Below are 14420 nucleotides of genomic sequence, written 5' to 3'. Positions count from 1 at the left end.
CGTGGGGAAGATTCCCCGCGCTCGTGGGGAAGATTCCCCTCACTCGTGAGAGGTGGTCAGCGGCGGACTCCGAGGGTGTCGGTGCCGTTGCCGTCCCAGTCGCCCACGAGGACCTGGTCGCTCGCGCGGCCATAGGTCAGCTCGATGTCCGCGTTCCCGCTGGCGATCTGGTTCTTCACGAAGTACGCGTTCCCACGACGCACCGCGAACGAGTCCACCGAGTCACCGTCCCAGTCACCGACCAGCACGACGTCGCCGGCGCGGCCGTAGGAGATGACCTGGTCGGCCCACCCGTCCCGGACCTCGTTGGCCACGAAGAACTCATTGCCCCGCCGCACGGTGAAGGTGTCCAGGCCGTCCCCGTCCCAGTCACCGACCAGCACCTCGTCATCAGCTCGCCCGTAGGCCACCTCGACGTCCGCGTCCCCGGACACGAGGGTGTTGAGCACGAGGTACTCGTTCCCCCGCCGCACGGCGAAGGAGTCCGTGCCGTCGCCGTCGAAGTCCCCCGCCAGCAGCACATCACCCGCACGCCCGTACGTGAACGCCGGCTCCGCGGTCGCCGCGGCGGGGTCGTTGGTCACGTGGATCGCGTTCCCCCGCCGCAGCGCGAGGGTGTCGGTGCCGTCGCCGTCCCAGTCCCCCGCGAACACCTCATCGCTGACGCGGCCGAACTCGAACACCGTGTCCGCGATCGTGTCCCACTCGTTGTTGAGGAAGAACCCGATTCCCGGTGCCGGATCGGTCGGCTCACCGGGCTCACCCGGCTCCTCGGGCTCGCCAGGCTCCTCGGCGTCGCCCACGGTGGTGAACGTCGCCAGCGGCGAGACCCCACGACCACCGGTCGCGTTCTCCGCCACCACGTACCAGCCGTACGTCGTGCCCGGCTCCAGACCCGACCACTCCACCGACGCCGTCTCGCCCGAGGCCACCGTGTCGGTCCCGATCTCGGTCTCGGAGTAGGCGGTGACGAGGACCGAGTCGGTCGCGATCGACGTGGTGCGCGAGGTGAGGTCCACCGGCACCGTGAAGTCGTCCTCGGTGCCGTCGTAGTCACGGTTGGTGGCCGAGTCGAACTCGTGCGCGCCGAAGTTGTCGAGGCGCGGGGAGTACGTGTCCACGGTCATCTCGGACCTGTCGACGTCGAGCTGCAGCAGTCGGAAGAAGCCCGCGGTCTTCTCGCCGTCGACGAGGTACTCCTGGTAGTCGGCGAGCAGCTCGACCACGTGGTGGCCGGGCTCGGCGACGTCGTGCCGCACGTTGGTGCCCACGCCGTGGACGTGCCCCGAGAGCACGAGGAAGATGTTCGGGTTCTGCGTGACGACGTCGTTCCAGAGGTTCTCGCCCCAGAACGCGGTGTGCGTCGAGCCACGGGCATCGGGAGCGGTCGAGGCGTTGATGTACTCGTGCGAGGCGAGGATCGCGTTGCGGTCCGGGTACTGCGCGAGGATCTCGTTCGCCCAGGCCAGCTCCTCCGCGGTCGCGAGGTACCCGAGGTGCACGACGACGAAGTCCAGGCCGCCGGCCGTGAACAGGTCGTAGTGGTTCTGGTTGTCGCCCTCGCGCCACGGGCCGCCGTACTCCGCGTTCTCCCAGCCCTCGGACAGGGCCTCGTACCGCTCGGGCCCGAAGTACTCGTTGTACAGGCTGTTGTCGTTTCCGTACCGGTTGTCGTGGTTGCCGGGCAGGACCCCGTTGGGGATGCCGGCGTCGTCGAGGATCGACTGCGCCTCGTCGGCGACGTCGTACTGGGCCCGCGCGTGTGCGAGCCACTCGGGGTCCTCGGTCACGACGGTGTCGTCGTTGACCAGGTCACCGGTGTGCAGGGCGTAGGCGATGCTGCGCTCCTCGGCGTTGTCCGCGATCCACCGCGTGGTGTCGAGGTACGCGTCCCGGAAGCGGTCGGCCGCCGCACCCTCCTGGTCCACCGCCCCCTCGGACAGGTACTGGGTGTCGGTGTTGTGGGCGATCGCGAAGTCGTAGGTGTCCGGGTCGCGGAACTCATCGGCGATGGGGTCCTCGATGTCGTCCGCGAACGGGTCGTAGCCCTCGACGAGGAGGTGCACGACGCCGTCGTCCACGTGGGCGGCCTCGGCGACGCCGCCGAGCTCGGTCGCGCCGTCGGCCGTGCCACGGGCGTCCTGCAGGAGGTCCCATCCAAGGTCGGCGGCGTCCCAGACGTACAGGCGCACGCCGCGCGCCGGGTCGACCTCGCCGGACCAGGACACGACCTGCTCGCCGTCCGACTCGACGGGGACGTCGAAGCGCTGGAAGGTCACGCCCTCGGCCGCCGGGCTGCGCAGCACCTCGCCGTCACCGGGGGCGAGGAGCGTGGCGTCGGCCTCCTGCTGACCGGTGAGGTCGAGCTGGCCGAGCGGCAGCTCGTCCGTGGTGCCCTGGGCGGCTGCCGTGGGCAGCGAGGGCTCGGCCACGTAGAACGTGGCGTCGACGTCGTCGCCGTGCGGGTCGGTCACGGTCGCCGTGAGCGGGGCGTCGAGGCCGAGCGCCGTCTCGCCGTCGGCCGGGTCGAGGTCCGTGATCCCCGGCGTGTTCGGGGCGGAGGTGAAGGTGACGACGTGGCGCGAGGTGTTGCCGAGCGAGTCGGTGGACTCGACGACGAGCTCGTGCTCGCCGGCGGCGAGCGTGTCGGAGGAGATCGTCGTGCCCTGGGCGACAGGGGTGCCGTCGAGCGTGAGGGTGGGGCCGGCGTCGACGCCGGCGTCGTCGGAGACCTCCGCGGTGAGGGCGACCTCCCCGAGGAGGTGGTCGCCGTCGGCGATCGAGGACGAGACGAGCGCCGGTCCGGTGTTGTCGACGACGACGGTGCGCTCGGTGCGCGCACCCGCCTCGGTCACGGCCGCGATCGAGTGCTCGCCGTCCTCCAGCACGGTCGTGTCGAGCTCGAGGAGGAGCCCCGAGTACTCGTTCGGCTCGGCGTCGACCGTGAACTCGGTGGTGAGGAAGCGGGGCTTGTTGCTCGACCCGCAGTTGCCGTCGCCGATGTTGTACAGGCCGTCCGCGCCCGGGGCGGGGCCGGTCGTGGGGTTGTCAGGGTTGGTGAACTGCTCGCCGCCGGGGATCTGGAGGCGGAAGTTGCCGATGACGACGTCGTCGTGGTTGATGCCGCAGGTCGAGGCGCGCGTCCCGGTGTGGAACACGACCTCGTTGTGCCCGAGCGTGAGGAGGTCGGCGGGGACGTCGATCGGGTGGTCGTCGACGTTGGCGATCTGCTCGAGGATGCCGACCCGCTCGCCGTTGACCATGAGGTAGTTGCTGTAGGCGATCTCGACCGCAGCGGTGACGTCGAGGACGAAGGCCGCGTCGGTCTCGGCGAGCGCCTCGGCCCCGAGGGTGACCCGGGCGGAGGCGTCGGCGGTGCCGTCGACCTCGATCGCGGTCGGGTTCGCGCCCGCGACGCTGGGCGTGCTGACCACCGTGCGCATCCCGCTGAGCCGCTCGCCCTCGTCGAGGCCCAGCGTCGGCTCGGCGGCCTCCACCTGGTCGGGGTCGGGCTCCACCGGTGCGTAGCTCGGCGTGGCGGCGCCGGGCGCGGACGGCAGGGGGATCGCCCCTCCGTCGTCGGGGCTGGCCACGGCGGGCACCGTGGCCGCCACCACCGCGAGGGCTGCGGCCGAGGCCACGCAGCCCGGCAGACGTGATCTACGCATCGTCGACATCACTCCTGATCAGTACGTCCCGCACCAGGGGGGCAGGCGCGGACAGGCCCACCGACGGGCCGGTCGGACCGTGTCACGCGCGGGTGAACCGGAGGTGAGGTCGACGGGTGACCCGGGTGAACTCCGGACGGCCGCTGTCCACGTCACGCCCCCTCGAGGACGAATGCGCTTGCAGTTGACGCCACGTCAACGACCACAGTGAGGTGTGCACCGATCGCGACGCACGGACGGAGGGAGCGACATGCCACGCCAGGAATGGTCGATGCAGGAGGTCGTCCGGCTCACCGGCGCGACGAGCCGGACCCTGCGGCACTACCAGGCGCGCGGGCTGCTCCGGCCGTCCCGGACCGGTCCCGGCGGGACGCGTCACTACGACGCCGACGGGCTGCTGCGCCTGCAGCGGATCCTCGTGCTCCGCGAGCTCGGTCTCGGACTGGGCGACATCCGGGATGTCCTCGAGGAGGACGTGCCGGTGGCGGAGTCGCTCCGCCGCCATGCCGAACGGCTCGAGCGTGAGCGGACGAGGCTCGGGGCCGTCGCGAGGTCGGTGCGGTCCACCATCACCATGATCGAGAAGGGAGGCGAGCTCGTGGCACGCGACATGTTCGACGGGTTCGACCACACGCGGTACCGGGGCGAGGTCGAGGAGCGATGGGGTCGGCGGGCGTATGCCGACTCCGACGCCTGGTGGCGCTCGCTCGGCGAGGACGAGAAGAAGGCGTTCCAGGGCGAGATCCAGGCGGTCGCCGAGGGCTTCGGCGACGCCTCGGCCCGCGGGCTCGACGTCCGCAGCGCCGAGGTCCAGGACCTCGCGCGGCGCCAGCACGAGTGGGTGGGAGCCGGCTGGGGCGGCACGCCGCCCGGCCGCGAGGCGTTCGCCCAGCTCGGCCAGATGTACGTCGACGACCCCAGGTTCGGACAGACATACTCGAGCGGGGGCCGCTCCTACGCGGCCTACGTCCGGGACGCCATGACGGTCTACGCGCAGGAGAACCTCGAGTAGCCGTGAGGTCCGCGTACCGGTCGGACCCCCGGGCGGGCACGGCCGCGAGGCCGTCCCCGCCCGGGGTCTCGGCGCGACGAGCGGGAGGGACATCGATGACGACGGTCCGGGTGGTCGTGAGCGGACGCGTGCAGGGCGTGGGATTCCGCGCGGCCTGCCGGGCGGCGGCGCGGGAGCGGTCCGTCTCCGGCTGGGTGCGCAACACCGACGACGGGCGCGTCGAGGCGCTCGTGTCCGGCACGCGTACGCGCGTCGATGCTCTTCTCGAGTGGTGCCGCACCGGTCCGCGCGCTGCCCGCGTCGACTCCGTCGACGTCCGGGCCGTCCGGGCCGACGAGGCCGGCGACCTGCCCGAACGGTTCGAGGTGCGCTGAACGACCGGCCGCTGCCGTACGGGCGGGCCCGCCCGTCGGCCGCCGAGGAAAACTTGCAGACGCTGCACGTTTCGCCCTACGGTCGCTCCGATGGACGACGCGACCACGGCACCCGCCCCGCTGGGACGGCGCGAGCAGCGGAAGCAGGAGACGCATCGGGCCATCAGGGACGCCGCCCTGGATCTGGCGCTCGCGCACGGCATGGAGTCGCTGACCGTCGACGCGATCGCCGACGCCGCCGGTGTCTCCCCGCGCACGTTCTTCAACTACTTCTCCTGCAAGGAGGACGCCCTCGTCCCCGAGACGTCGGAGGCGACGAGCGCGTTCCGCCGGTCGATCCTCGCGCGCCCGCCCGAGGAACCGCCGGTGCGCGCGCTGCGGGCCGGCATCGTCCGCTGCTACCGCCTCGGCGAGGTCCGGCTCGACCGAGAGCGCCTGCAGGCCCGCCAGCGGCTGGTCCACCAGCACCTCCCGCTGCTCACGCGCCAGCTGGCGCAGTACGTGAGCCTCGAGCAGGGGCTCGCAGAGGTGCTCGCCGAGCGGCTCGACGCCGAGCCCGACGACCTGCGGCCCGCCCTGCTCGCGGCCGTCGCCGTGGGCATCCTGCGCGTCTCGATCCGTCGGTGGACGGTCGACCCGAGCCACCCCCTGGAGCAGCAGATCGACGCGGCCTTCGCCGAGCTCGAGCAGGAGGACGTGGCTGCGCCACCGGTGCCGGCGCCACCGGAGGTGCTCTCCTGACCGGCGACGACACCGGCTCCGCGCGCGGCCCCGACTCCCCCGAGGAGCGGGTCCCGCGCGACGACGGACGCTCCCCCGCGCCGGTCAACCGCAACGTGCTCCTCACGGTGCTCATCTCGGGCGCGTTCGTCATCATCCTCAACCAGACGCTGCTCAACACCGCGCTGCCGGCGTTCATGGCGGACTTCGGGATCACCGCCAGCGAGGTCCAGTGGGTGACGACAATCTTCATGCTGGTCAACGGCATCATGATCCCGGTCACGGCGTACCTCATCCAGAGGTTCTCCACGCGCGCCCTGTTCCTCGCCGCCATGGGCCTGTTCACCGTGGGGACCGTCGTCTGCGCCGTGGCTCCCGTGTACCCCGTGCTACTCGTCGGGCGCGTGGTCCAGGCCGCCGGCGGCGGGATCATCATGCCGTTGGCGCAGACGATCCTCTTCGCGATCTTCCCGCTGGAGAAGCGGGGCTCCGCGATGGGCACGTTCGGGCTCGTCATCGCGTTCGCCCCGGCGATCGGACCGAGCCTGTCCGGGTGGATCGTCGACCATCTGCCGTGGCAGACGCTCTTCGTCATGATGCTGCCGATCGCGGTGGTCGACATGATCGTCGCGTACGCGATCCTGAAGAACGTCACCGAACGCTCGTTCCCGCGCCTGGACGTGGCGTCGGTCGTCCTGTCGACCCTCGCGTTCGGCGGGCTGCTGTTCGGCTTCGGCGCGGCTGGGGACGCGGGCTGGACGAGCGCCCACGTCATCGTGCCCCTCGTCGTCGGGACCGTCACGCTCGTGGCGTTCGTCCACCGGCAGCTGACCATCGAGGAGCCGATCCTCGAGCTCCGCGTCCTGCGCCACCCGATGTTCACCCTCAACACCGCGCTCGGCATGTGCGTGTTCATGGCGATGGTGGGCGGGATGCTCATCCTCCCGCTCTACATGCAGGAGATGCGCGACTACTCCGCCATGGAGTCCGGCCTCGCACTCCTGCCGGGTGCCGCCGTCATGGGGATCGTCTCTCCGATCACCGGACGCATCTTCGACCGATTCGGCGCACAGGTGCTGAGCATCGTCGGGTTCGTGCTGCTCACGGCGACCACGCTCATGCTGGCCCGGCTGACGACCGACACCTCCTTCACCTACATCGCGTCGGTCAACGCGGTGCGGATGCTCGGCACCGCGATGGTGATGATGCCGGTGACGACGGCGGCGCTGAACGTCCTGCCACCCGGCCTCATCCCGCACGGGACGGCGCTGAACAACACCCTGCGCCAGGTCTCCGCGTCGGTGGGCACCGCCGTGCTCGTCACCGTCATGGCCGGGGCCGCCCGCGACCCCCAGGTCCACGGGCAGGCAGGCGCGGTCCACGGAGCGAACGTCGCGTTCGCCGTGGCGGGTGCGGTGGCCGCGCTCGGGATCGTCGGTTCGTTCTTCGTCCGCGACTCCCGGCCCGGGCCCCGCGCTGCGCCGCCGGGCCTCCCCGCCGAGCCGCACGCGTAGGGCCGGCGTGCGTGGCGTCAGCGCGGGTCGTCGACGTCGCTGGCCCTCCCGTAGGTCTTGGGGGTGCTGCCGGTGCGCGCGGGCAGGGTCCTGCCGCGCTCGCGGCGCCGCTTGCGCGTGCCCGTGTCCACGTAAGGGTCGCGCATCTCGGGGACCTCGTCGACGGCCTCGGGCGCGACGACGACGTCGCTCGTGTCGTGCTCGTCCTCGCCGTGCCGCCGCTCGAGCTCCTCGGGCGGCAGGACCTTCTTCCACCGACGGGTGCGCATGGGCGGCAGCTCGCCGGCGTCCTCGCGCAGGGCTCTGAGCAGGGCGTACATCTGGAAGTAGGCGATGATGAAGAACGGCAGGCCGACGAGGATGATCGTCGACTCCAGCGCCTCCAGGCCACCCGTTCCCGAGAAGACGAGGAGCGTGGCGGTGATGACGCCGATCGCCACCGCCCAGAAGATGCGCTGCCCCAGCGGGTTGAAGTCCTCGTGGCCGTTGGCCATGGTGTCGGTGACGAGCGCGGCCGAGTCGACCGAGGTGACGAAGAAGATCACCACGACCACGATGGCGATGACCGACACGAGGAAGCCCGCCGGATAGTGGTCGAGGAAGGCGAACAACGCGCCCGGGATGTCCTCGTCGCCGACCACGCGGTCGACGAGCCCGCCGTCGCCGTTGAGCTCGATGTCGAAGGCCGAGTAGCCGAAGATCCCGAACCACAGCACCGAGAAGCCGGCGGGCACGGCGAGGACACCGGCGACGAACTGCCGGATGGTGCGTCCCTTGGAGATGCGGGCGATGAAGATGCCGACGAACGGCGACCAGGTGATCGTCCACGCCCAGTAGAAGACCGTCCACGTGTTCTGCCAGCCGGAGTTCGCGAACGTGTCGTTCCAGAACGCGAGCTCGGGGAGGTTGACGAGGTAGGTGCCGATCGACTCGATGGTGCCCTTGAGCACGAACAGCGTGGAGCCGGCGAACAGGACGAACAGCAGCAGACCCACGGCCATGACGATGTTGATGTTCGACAGGACCTTGATGCCCTTCTCCAGTCCGAGCGCCACCGAGATGAGCGCCGCGCCGCAGACCACCGTGATGATGACGAGCTGCCAGAAGGCGTTCTCGCCGATGCCGAAGAGCTCGGCGAGCCCGCCGTTGATCTGGAGGGTGCCCAGGCCCACGGAGACGGCGATGCCGAAGACCGTGCCGACGATGGCCACGACGTCGATGGTCCTGCCGATCGGTCCGTGGATGCGCTCACCGAGCAGCGGCTGGAAGATCGAGCTCACGCGCGGCGGAAGGTTGCGCTTGTGGATGAAGTACGCGAAGCACAGCGCGGGCAGGGTGAAGATCGTCCAGGTGTGCAGCGTGAAGTGGTAGAAGGTGAAGTTCATGGCGTCCGCGGCCGCTGCCACGCTCTCGGCCTCGATGCCGGACGGGCCGCGCGGCGGGTCCCCGAAGTGGCTGACCGGCTCGGCGACGCCCCAGAACATGAGGATGCTGCCGATGCCGGCGGCGAACAGCATGGCGAACCACGACGCGCCGGAGTGCTCGGGCGGCTCGTCGTCCGGGCCCAGCTTGACCCGGCCGAAGCGGCCGACCGCCATGAACAGCAGGAAGGCGAGGAAGACCGTGACGCCGAAGATGTAGAACCAGCCGAGGTTCGTCATCAACCACTCGGAACCCGCCCCGACGGCGGAGTCGAGCGGCCCCGTGAACACGATCGTCACGATGACGAAGCCGATGAGGACCGCGGCCGCCCCGAAGAAGATCCCCGGCGAGGTGCGCAGGCGCAGGAGGTCGTGCAGCTTGTCGAGCATCGGTCGTCCGCTCCTTCGTCAGTCCTGTCTCGGCCGCCCGGGGGCGCGACCGAATAATGTGGTGCACGGAACAGTCCCACACCTGTGACCGATGACGCGAACTCTCGGCGGTCGTCCGCGCGGCGTGTCTGCGCCGCCGTCCCGGTGGCACAGACGTGGCCCGAGCGCCGTGCGTCATGCTGAGGGCATGGACGATCTGCGCGTGCCTCCCGGCCCGGGCGCCCCGCGTGGCCTGGTCGTGCCCGCAGCGGAGCTGGTCGAGCAGTTCTCGCACGCGTCGGGACCCGGCGGACAGGGGGTCAACACCGCGGACTCGCGCGTCCAGCTGAGCCTGGACCTCGCCACGACGACGGCGCTCACCGACACCCAGCGCCCGCGCGTCCTGCGGGCCCTCGCCGCGCGGGCCGACGGGACGGTCCTGACGATCACCGCGGCCGAGCACCGGTCGCAGTACCGGAACCGCACCGCGGCCCGCCTGCGCCTCGCCGCCGTCCTGCGCGACGCAGTCATGCCGCCCACCGTGCGCCGGCCGACCCGTCCGACGCGGGGCTCTCAGCGCCGTCGGCTCCAGGCCAAGCGGGAGCGGTCGGAGATCAAGCGCAACAGGCGGCGCCCGAGCGACTGAGGCTGCGGATCAGGCCGGGTCGAGCCGGTCGAGACGCTCGCGCAGGTGCGCCAGCTCGCCCTCGTTACGGCACAGTCCGATCGCCTCGGCGTAGGCCGCCCGCGCCTCGCCCGTCCGGCCGAGCCGGGCGAGGAGGTCGGCCCGGACCGCGGCGGGGCGATGGCTGCCGGGCATGCGCACCGCGTCGAGAGCGGCGAGCCCGGTTCCGGGCCCGTCCGCCTCCGCGACCGCGACCGTGCGGGCCAGCTCGGCGGCGGGCGACGGCGCGACCCGCAGCAGCAGGTCGTAGTGCGAGACGATGCGCCGCCAGTCGACGTCGTCCGGCGTCGCCGAGGTCGCGTGCTCGGCGGCGATCCGCGCCTGCAGGAGGTACCCGGCCGCGGCCGGGGTCATCGGCGTGGGCCCGGCGAGCTCGCCGATCAGCGCGAGCCCCTCGTCGATCTCGTCACGGCGCCACAGCGCGCGGTCCTGGTCGGCGAGGAGGACGAGCTCGCCGCGCTCGCCGACCCGTGCGTCGCGGCGCGAGTGCTGCAGGAGCACGAGCGCGAGCAGCGCGGTGAGCACCGGCTCGTCCGGAGACAGCGCGCGGACCACCCTCGCGAGGCGGACCGCCTCTCCCGCGAGGTCGGCACGGAGGAGGTCCGTCCCGCTGCCGGGGGCGTACCCGGCCGTGAAGGCGAGGTAGGCGGTCCGTGCGACGGTGTCGATCCGTTCGGGCAGCTCGCTCGCCGCGGGCACCGCGAACGGGATGCCGGCCGCCACGATCGTCTTCCTCGCGCGCGTGAGGCGCGCCGCCATCGTGGGCTCGGGCACGAGGAAGAGCCGCGCGACGTCGTGCGTGGTCACGCCGAGGACGAGGCGCAGGGCGAGCGCGGCCGCCGCCTCGGGCCGCAGCGCCGGGTGGGTGCACATGAGGACGAGCCGCAGCAGGTCGTCCTCGAGGAGGTCGCCCGGGTCGGCCATCACGCCTCCTGTCTCGGCACCTCGTTCGGCCTCCGTCACGAGGAGCGGCGCCCGTCGCTGTCGCATCGCCTCGGCCCGCAGCTGGTCGACCATGCGGCGACCGGCGGCGCGATGGAGCCAGCCGGCGGGGTTGTCCGGGACACCACCGGCGGGCCAGGTGCGCGCGGCGGCCTCGACGGCGTCGCCGAGCGCGTCCTCGACGAGGTCGAGACGCCGGTAGCGCGCGAGGAGCAGGGCCACCAGACGGCCCCACTCCTCGCGCACCACGCGCTCGAGCTCCGCTGCCGTCACGCGACGTCGACCACCGGGCGACTCCCGGGGAGCCGAACGGTCACATCTCCACCACCGGGTTGATCTGCATGTCGTAGGCCGGGAGGACGGCGAGGAGGTCGACGACGGTCTCCCGGTCGGGTGCCTCGATGAGGTAGAAGCCGCCGAGCTGCTCGACGGCCTCGGCGTAGGGGCCGTCGGTGTGCGAGAGCCGCCCGCCACGGGTGCGCACGGTGCTGGCGGCGTCGCGGTCGGCGAGCGCCTCCCCCGCCAGGATCGTCACCCCCTCGCGCGCCTCGCACGCGGCGCCGAACGCCCCGAACTTCTCCATCAGCGCCGCCTGCTCCTCGGGGGACTGCTCGTCCCACGCCTTCTCGTCGCCGTCGGCCATCAGTAGCACCACGAACTTGCTCATCGTTCCCACCTTCTCTGCTTGCGGCAGGCGCGGTCCGCCGGCCGGGCCGCGGTCGCGACCTCATGAGCATGACGGACGAGCACCTCTCGATTCGACAACCCGGCGCGAGGAGTTCTCAGGCTCTCCCGCCCACGGCGCCGGCCCAGCGGATCTCGCCGTCGACGGCGACGTCGGTGCGGACCAGGCCGAGGCGCTCGGCGATACGCGCCGAGGCACGGTGGTCGGGGTGGACGTGGGCGATCAGGGTGCGCACTCCCCGCAGCACCAGCTCGTCCCGGAGGAGCTCCGCCGCCCGTCGGGCGTACCCGCGCCCCTGCCAGGCCCACCCGATCACCCAGGCGATCTCGGCGGTCGCGCCGTCGTCCGTGATCGTGGCCTGGACGTACCCGGCAGGTTCCACGCCGGGCCCTACGAGCACGATCCGGTTGAGCCACTCCTCGCTCCCGTCCGCGGGGCCGCCGCGCACCTGCGCCGTGTAGCGGCGCAGCAGGTCCGCGGCGGTCGGTGGCTCGCCGCCGGTGAAGCGGTAGAGGTCGGGATGCGAGAGGACGGTCGCCATCACCTCGGCGTCCTCGACGGCGAGCGGGCGGAGGCGAACGTCGGCGTAGTCCGGCATGGTCACGTCAGGCGCACTGCCCGCACAACGTCGGTGCGCTCCGGCGCGGGGAGCTCGTCGACCCCACGAACGACGATCGATGCCACGGTCTCACCTCCTGGTGTTGCCGTAGATGCTACGGCCGTGGTGGTCGTCCTCGGTTGGCTCGCACCCGTCGCGGCGACGAGTCCGTCGCACCGAGTCCGTCGCACCGAGCCCGTTCGACGCGATCGCCACGACACGGAGCCGATCAGCCGATGAGGTAGGCGAACCCACGACCGTCCGCCACCACGCCGGTCACGCACTCGTGCGCACGGGCGAGGTACTCGCCGAACAGCTCTCGCAGGTCAGGCAGAACCATTGCCGCCTCGCCGGGGGTGATTGCACGGACCCACGCGTCCCACCCATCGTCGGCCCATCGCACCGCCCCCTCGAACATCCGATGGGCGGGCCGCGCCCCCGACGAGCTCCCGTCGAGGCCCGCAGTCAGGTCCTGCAGCGTCGACCACGCCTGACCGCGGAGTCCGTCACGCCTGCTGACACCATTGCTGGATGCCACCGACCTACCAGCTCGACGACACCCCGACGCGGGCCGAGCTCATCGAGCTGTACGACGCCGTCGGCTGGACCGCCTACACGAGGGAGCCCGACCGCCTTGCTGCCGCCGTCGCCGGCTCCGCCGCCGTGGCGACGGCCCGAGACTCCGGGCGTCTCGTCGGTCTCGCGAGGGTCGTCGGCGACGGGCACACGATCGCCTACCTGCAGGACATCCTCGTCGCCCCCAGCCACCGGCGCCGGGGCATCGCCGGGGAGCTGTTCCGCCGGGTCCTCGCCCCGTTCGCGCATGTGCGGCAGCAAGTCCTCATCACCGACGACGAGCCCGGACAGCGCGCCTTCTACGAGGCGATGGGATTTCGCGCAGCCCACGAGCTCGAGCACCCGGTCCGCGCGTTCGTCAGGTTCTCGTGACGGCCCCGCGCGGGGCCCAGCGCGACCCCGCGTGCGCGGCCGGGAACCCGGCGTAGCTCGCGGTCAGTCGCGCTCGACAGCCAGCCACAGCTGGCAGGTGGCCGTGCGGAAGTCGTCCGACCGCTCGAGGACCGCGACGATCGACGGTCCCGGCCGTAGGCGCCACGGGTTCGACGGGAACCACTCGGTGGCGGTCGCCGCCCAGACGTCCTGCAGCGCAGAGGGATGCTCGCCCGAGGTTCGGAAGACGGCCCACGCCCCGGCCGGCACCTCGATCGCGTCGAGGTCGTCCGGCACGCGCGCGTCGGCCCGGACCGCCACGCCGTGCAGGTAGGTCAGCGCGGTGCCCTCCGTGTAGTCGACGTCGACGTCGGCGCTGACCTGGAGCAGCCCCGGTGGTTCGGTCGAGCTCATCGCCTTGAGCCTGTCGTGCTCCTCGGCGGGGATCGCGGCGACGTGCTCCTGGATGTGCGGGTTGACGCCGACATGGATGAGTGGCACCCGGGCGGCGTGCCCGATCAGGCGGAAGGCGGGGCGGTCGGCGATGCGGACGTCCATGGGGATGCTCCCTTCGACGGTCAGGTGGAACCTGAGACGGACCTGGCTGCGAAGGGGGCCGCCGGCACGCCGGACCACGCTGTGGCTCACGCCGTGCACGGAGCGGAACGCCCGGCCGAACGCCTCGGTGGACCCGTAGCCGTGGCGCACCGCGATCGTCAGGACGTCGTCGTCACCGACCAGGTCGGCCGCGGCGAGAGTCATGCGCCGGCGCCGGACGTACTCCGAGACCGGCATCCCGGCCAACGACGAGAACATCCGGCGCAGGTGGTACCCGGTGGTCCCGAGTCCCCGGGCGCACCCGTCGAGGTCGACGCCGTCGCCGAGATGCGTCTCGATCTCGTCGACGAGGCGGTTGAGCTGATCGATCACTGCGGCTCCCTTCGGCCTCCAGCATCGTCACCCGGCACCCTGGCCGCCCGACCGTACGGGCCCGATCCGATCGTGCCTACCGACGAGCGGCGCGATCGTCGTCGGAGACGGTCGGCCCGCGCCACCCCGAGGCTGGTCGCTCGTGCTCGATCGGCGCCTTGAGGCCGACACGATGCCCGTCCGGGTCACGCACGATGGCGAAGCGCTGGCCCCACGGCATGTCGGTCGGCACCTTGATGACGTCGGCACCGACGCCGTCCGGCTCGGCGACGAGGTCGTCGAGCTGCCGCGCGGACCCGAGCTCCAGATCGATCTGAGGGCCGCCGGCTACTGGCCGTGGCGCCGTCTCGTCCCACCATGCGGCGAACGCGGTCGAGTGGATCACCATCGTCACGCCCGTGTTGGTGGCCACCCATGCTTCGGCAACGCCCTCCCCGTGCCGGTTCCGGCTACGGAACTCGACCCCGAGTCGTGCGTAGAAGGCGCGGCTAACCTCGATGTCCGCGACGATGAGGTTGATCTGGGCGACGACGACCATCTCTCCAACGTAGTCG

General features: G+C 71.8%; 13 protein-coding genes. 6 read left to right on the top strand and 7 right to left on the bottom strand.

What is annotated here, in order from left to right; translation table 11 throughout:
- Positions 1-56: 56 nt before the first annotated feature.
- Entirely contained in the window at positions 57-3668 is a 3612-nt protein-coding gene (locus tag AC24HA_RS04885) for a metallophosphoesterase (protein ID WP_425709769.1), read from the bottom strand.
- A gap of 250 nt (positions 3669-3918) precedes the next feature.
- Between AC24HA_RS04885 and AC24HA_RS04880 the strand changes: the two genes are divergently transcribed.
- The 4 genes from AC24HA_RS04880 to AC24HA_RS04865 all read left to right on the top strand — a co-directional run bounded on the left by AC24HA_RS04880 (position 3919) and on the right by AC24HA_RS04865 (position 7288).
- Positions 3919-4680: a MerR family transcriptional regulator gene (locus AC24HA_RS04880; RefSeq protein ID WP_425709768.1), complete on the top strand. Its 762-nt coding sequence runs from the start codon at positions 3919-3921 to the stop codon at positions 4678-4680.
- 95 nt (positions 4681-4775) lie between these two features.
- Positions 4776-5054, top strand: a complete 279-nt coding sequence (locus tag AC24HA_RS04875) for an acylphosphatase (protein WP_425709767.1) — start codon at positions 4776-4778, stop codon at positions 5052-5054.
- Positions 5055-5144: 90 nt separating this feature from the next.
- Positions 5145-5795 carry a TetR/AcrR family transcriptional regulator gene (locus tag AC24HA_RS04870; protein WP_425709766.1) on the top strand — a complete coding sequence of 217 codons (651 nt, stop codon included), beginning with the start codon at positions 5145-5147 and terminating at the stop codon, positions 5793-5795.
- A gap of 95 nt (positions 5796-5890) precedes the next feature.
- Entirely contained in the window at positions 5891-7288 is a 1398-nt protein-coding gene (locus AC24HA_RS04865; protein WP_487563586.1) for a DHA2 family efflux MFS transporter permease subunit, read from the top strand.
- A gap of 17 nt (positions 7289-7305) precedes the next feature.
- Here AC24HA_RS04865 and AC24HA_RS04860 read toward each other — a convergent pair whose 3' ends face one another.
- A complete protein-coding gene (locus tag AC24HA_RS04860; RefSeq protein ID WP_425709764.1) occupies positions 7306-9099 on the bottom strand; it encodes a BCCT family transporter in 1794 nt (597 codons plus the stop codon).
- 187 nt (positions 9100-9286) lie between these two features.
- On the opposite strand from AC24HA_RS04860, the gene arfB reads away from it, so the two are divergent.
- Entirely contained in the window at positions 9287-9724 is a 438-nt protein-coding gene (gene arfB / locus AC24HA_RS04855) for an alternative ribosome rescue aminoacyl-tRNA hydrolase ArfB (protein ID WP_425709763.1), read from the top strand.
- Between the two features lie 9 nt (positions 9725-9733).
- Here the strand turns inward: arfB and AC24HA_RS04850 are convergent, their stop codons facing one another.
- From AC24HA_RS04850 to AC24HA_RS04840, 3 genes are all read right to left on the bottom strand, one after another.
- Positions 9734-10978, bottom strand: coding sequence for an RNA polymerase sigma factor (locus AC24HA_RS04850; RefSeq protein WP_425709762.1), 1245 nt, complete (start codon positions 10976-10978; stop codon positions 9734-9736).
- Positions 10979-11018: 40 nt separating this feature from the next.
- Complete coding sequence (locus tag AC24HA_RS04845) at positions 11019-11372, bottom strand: YciI family protein (protein ID WP_425709761.1); 354 nt, start codon at positions 11370-11372, stop codon at positions 11019-11021.
- Positions 11373-11487: 115 nt separating this feature from the next.
- Positions 11488-11988, bottom strand: coding sequence for a GNAT family N-acetyltransferase (locus AC24HA_RS04840; RefSeq protein WP_425709808.1), 501 nt, complete (start codon positions 11986-11988; stop codon positions 11488-11490).
- 531 nt (positions 11989-12519) lie between these two features.
- Between AC24HA_RS04840 and AC24HA_RS04835 the strand changes: the two genes are divergently transcribed.
- The gene (locus tag AC24HA_RS04835) at positions 12520-12936 is read left to right on the top strand and encodes a GNAT family N-acetyltransferase (RefSeq protein ID WP_425709760.1); all 417 of its coding nucleotides are present in this window, start codon (positions 12520-12522) and stop codon (positions 12934-12936) included.
- A 63-nt stretch (positions 12937-12999) separates the two neighbouring features.
- Here the strand turns inward: AC24HA_RS04835 and AC24HA_RS04830 are convergent, their stop codons facing one another.
- Together AC24HA_RS04830 and AC24HA_RS04825 are read right to left on the bottom strand one after the other, a co-directional pair.
- Positions 13000-13866: an AraC family transcriptional regulator gene (locus AC24HA_RS04830; RefSeq protein ID WP_425709759.1), complete on the bottom strand. Its 867-nt coding sequence runs from the start codon at positions 13864-13866 to the stop codon at positions 13000-13002.
- Between the two features lie 76 nt (positions 13867-13942).
- Positions 13943-14404: a VOC family protein gene (locus tag AC24HA_RS04825; RefSeq protein WP_425709758.1), complete on the bottom strand. Its 462-nt coding sequence runs from the start codon at positions 14402-14404 to the stop codon at positions 13943-13945.
- Between the last annotated feature and the right edge of the window lie 16 nt (positions 14405-14420).

The sequence above is a fragment of the Georgenia sp. Z1491 genome (genome assembly GCF_057652395.1).
Note: the sequence above shows the minus strand (reverse complement) of the source record. Positions and strands in the feature narration are given on the sequence as shown.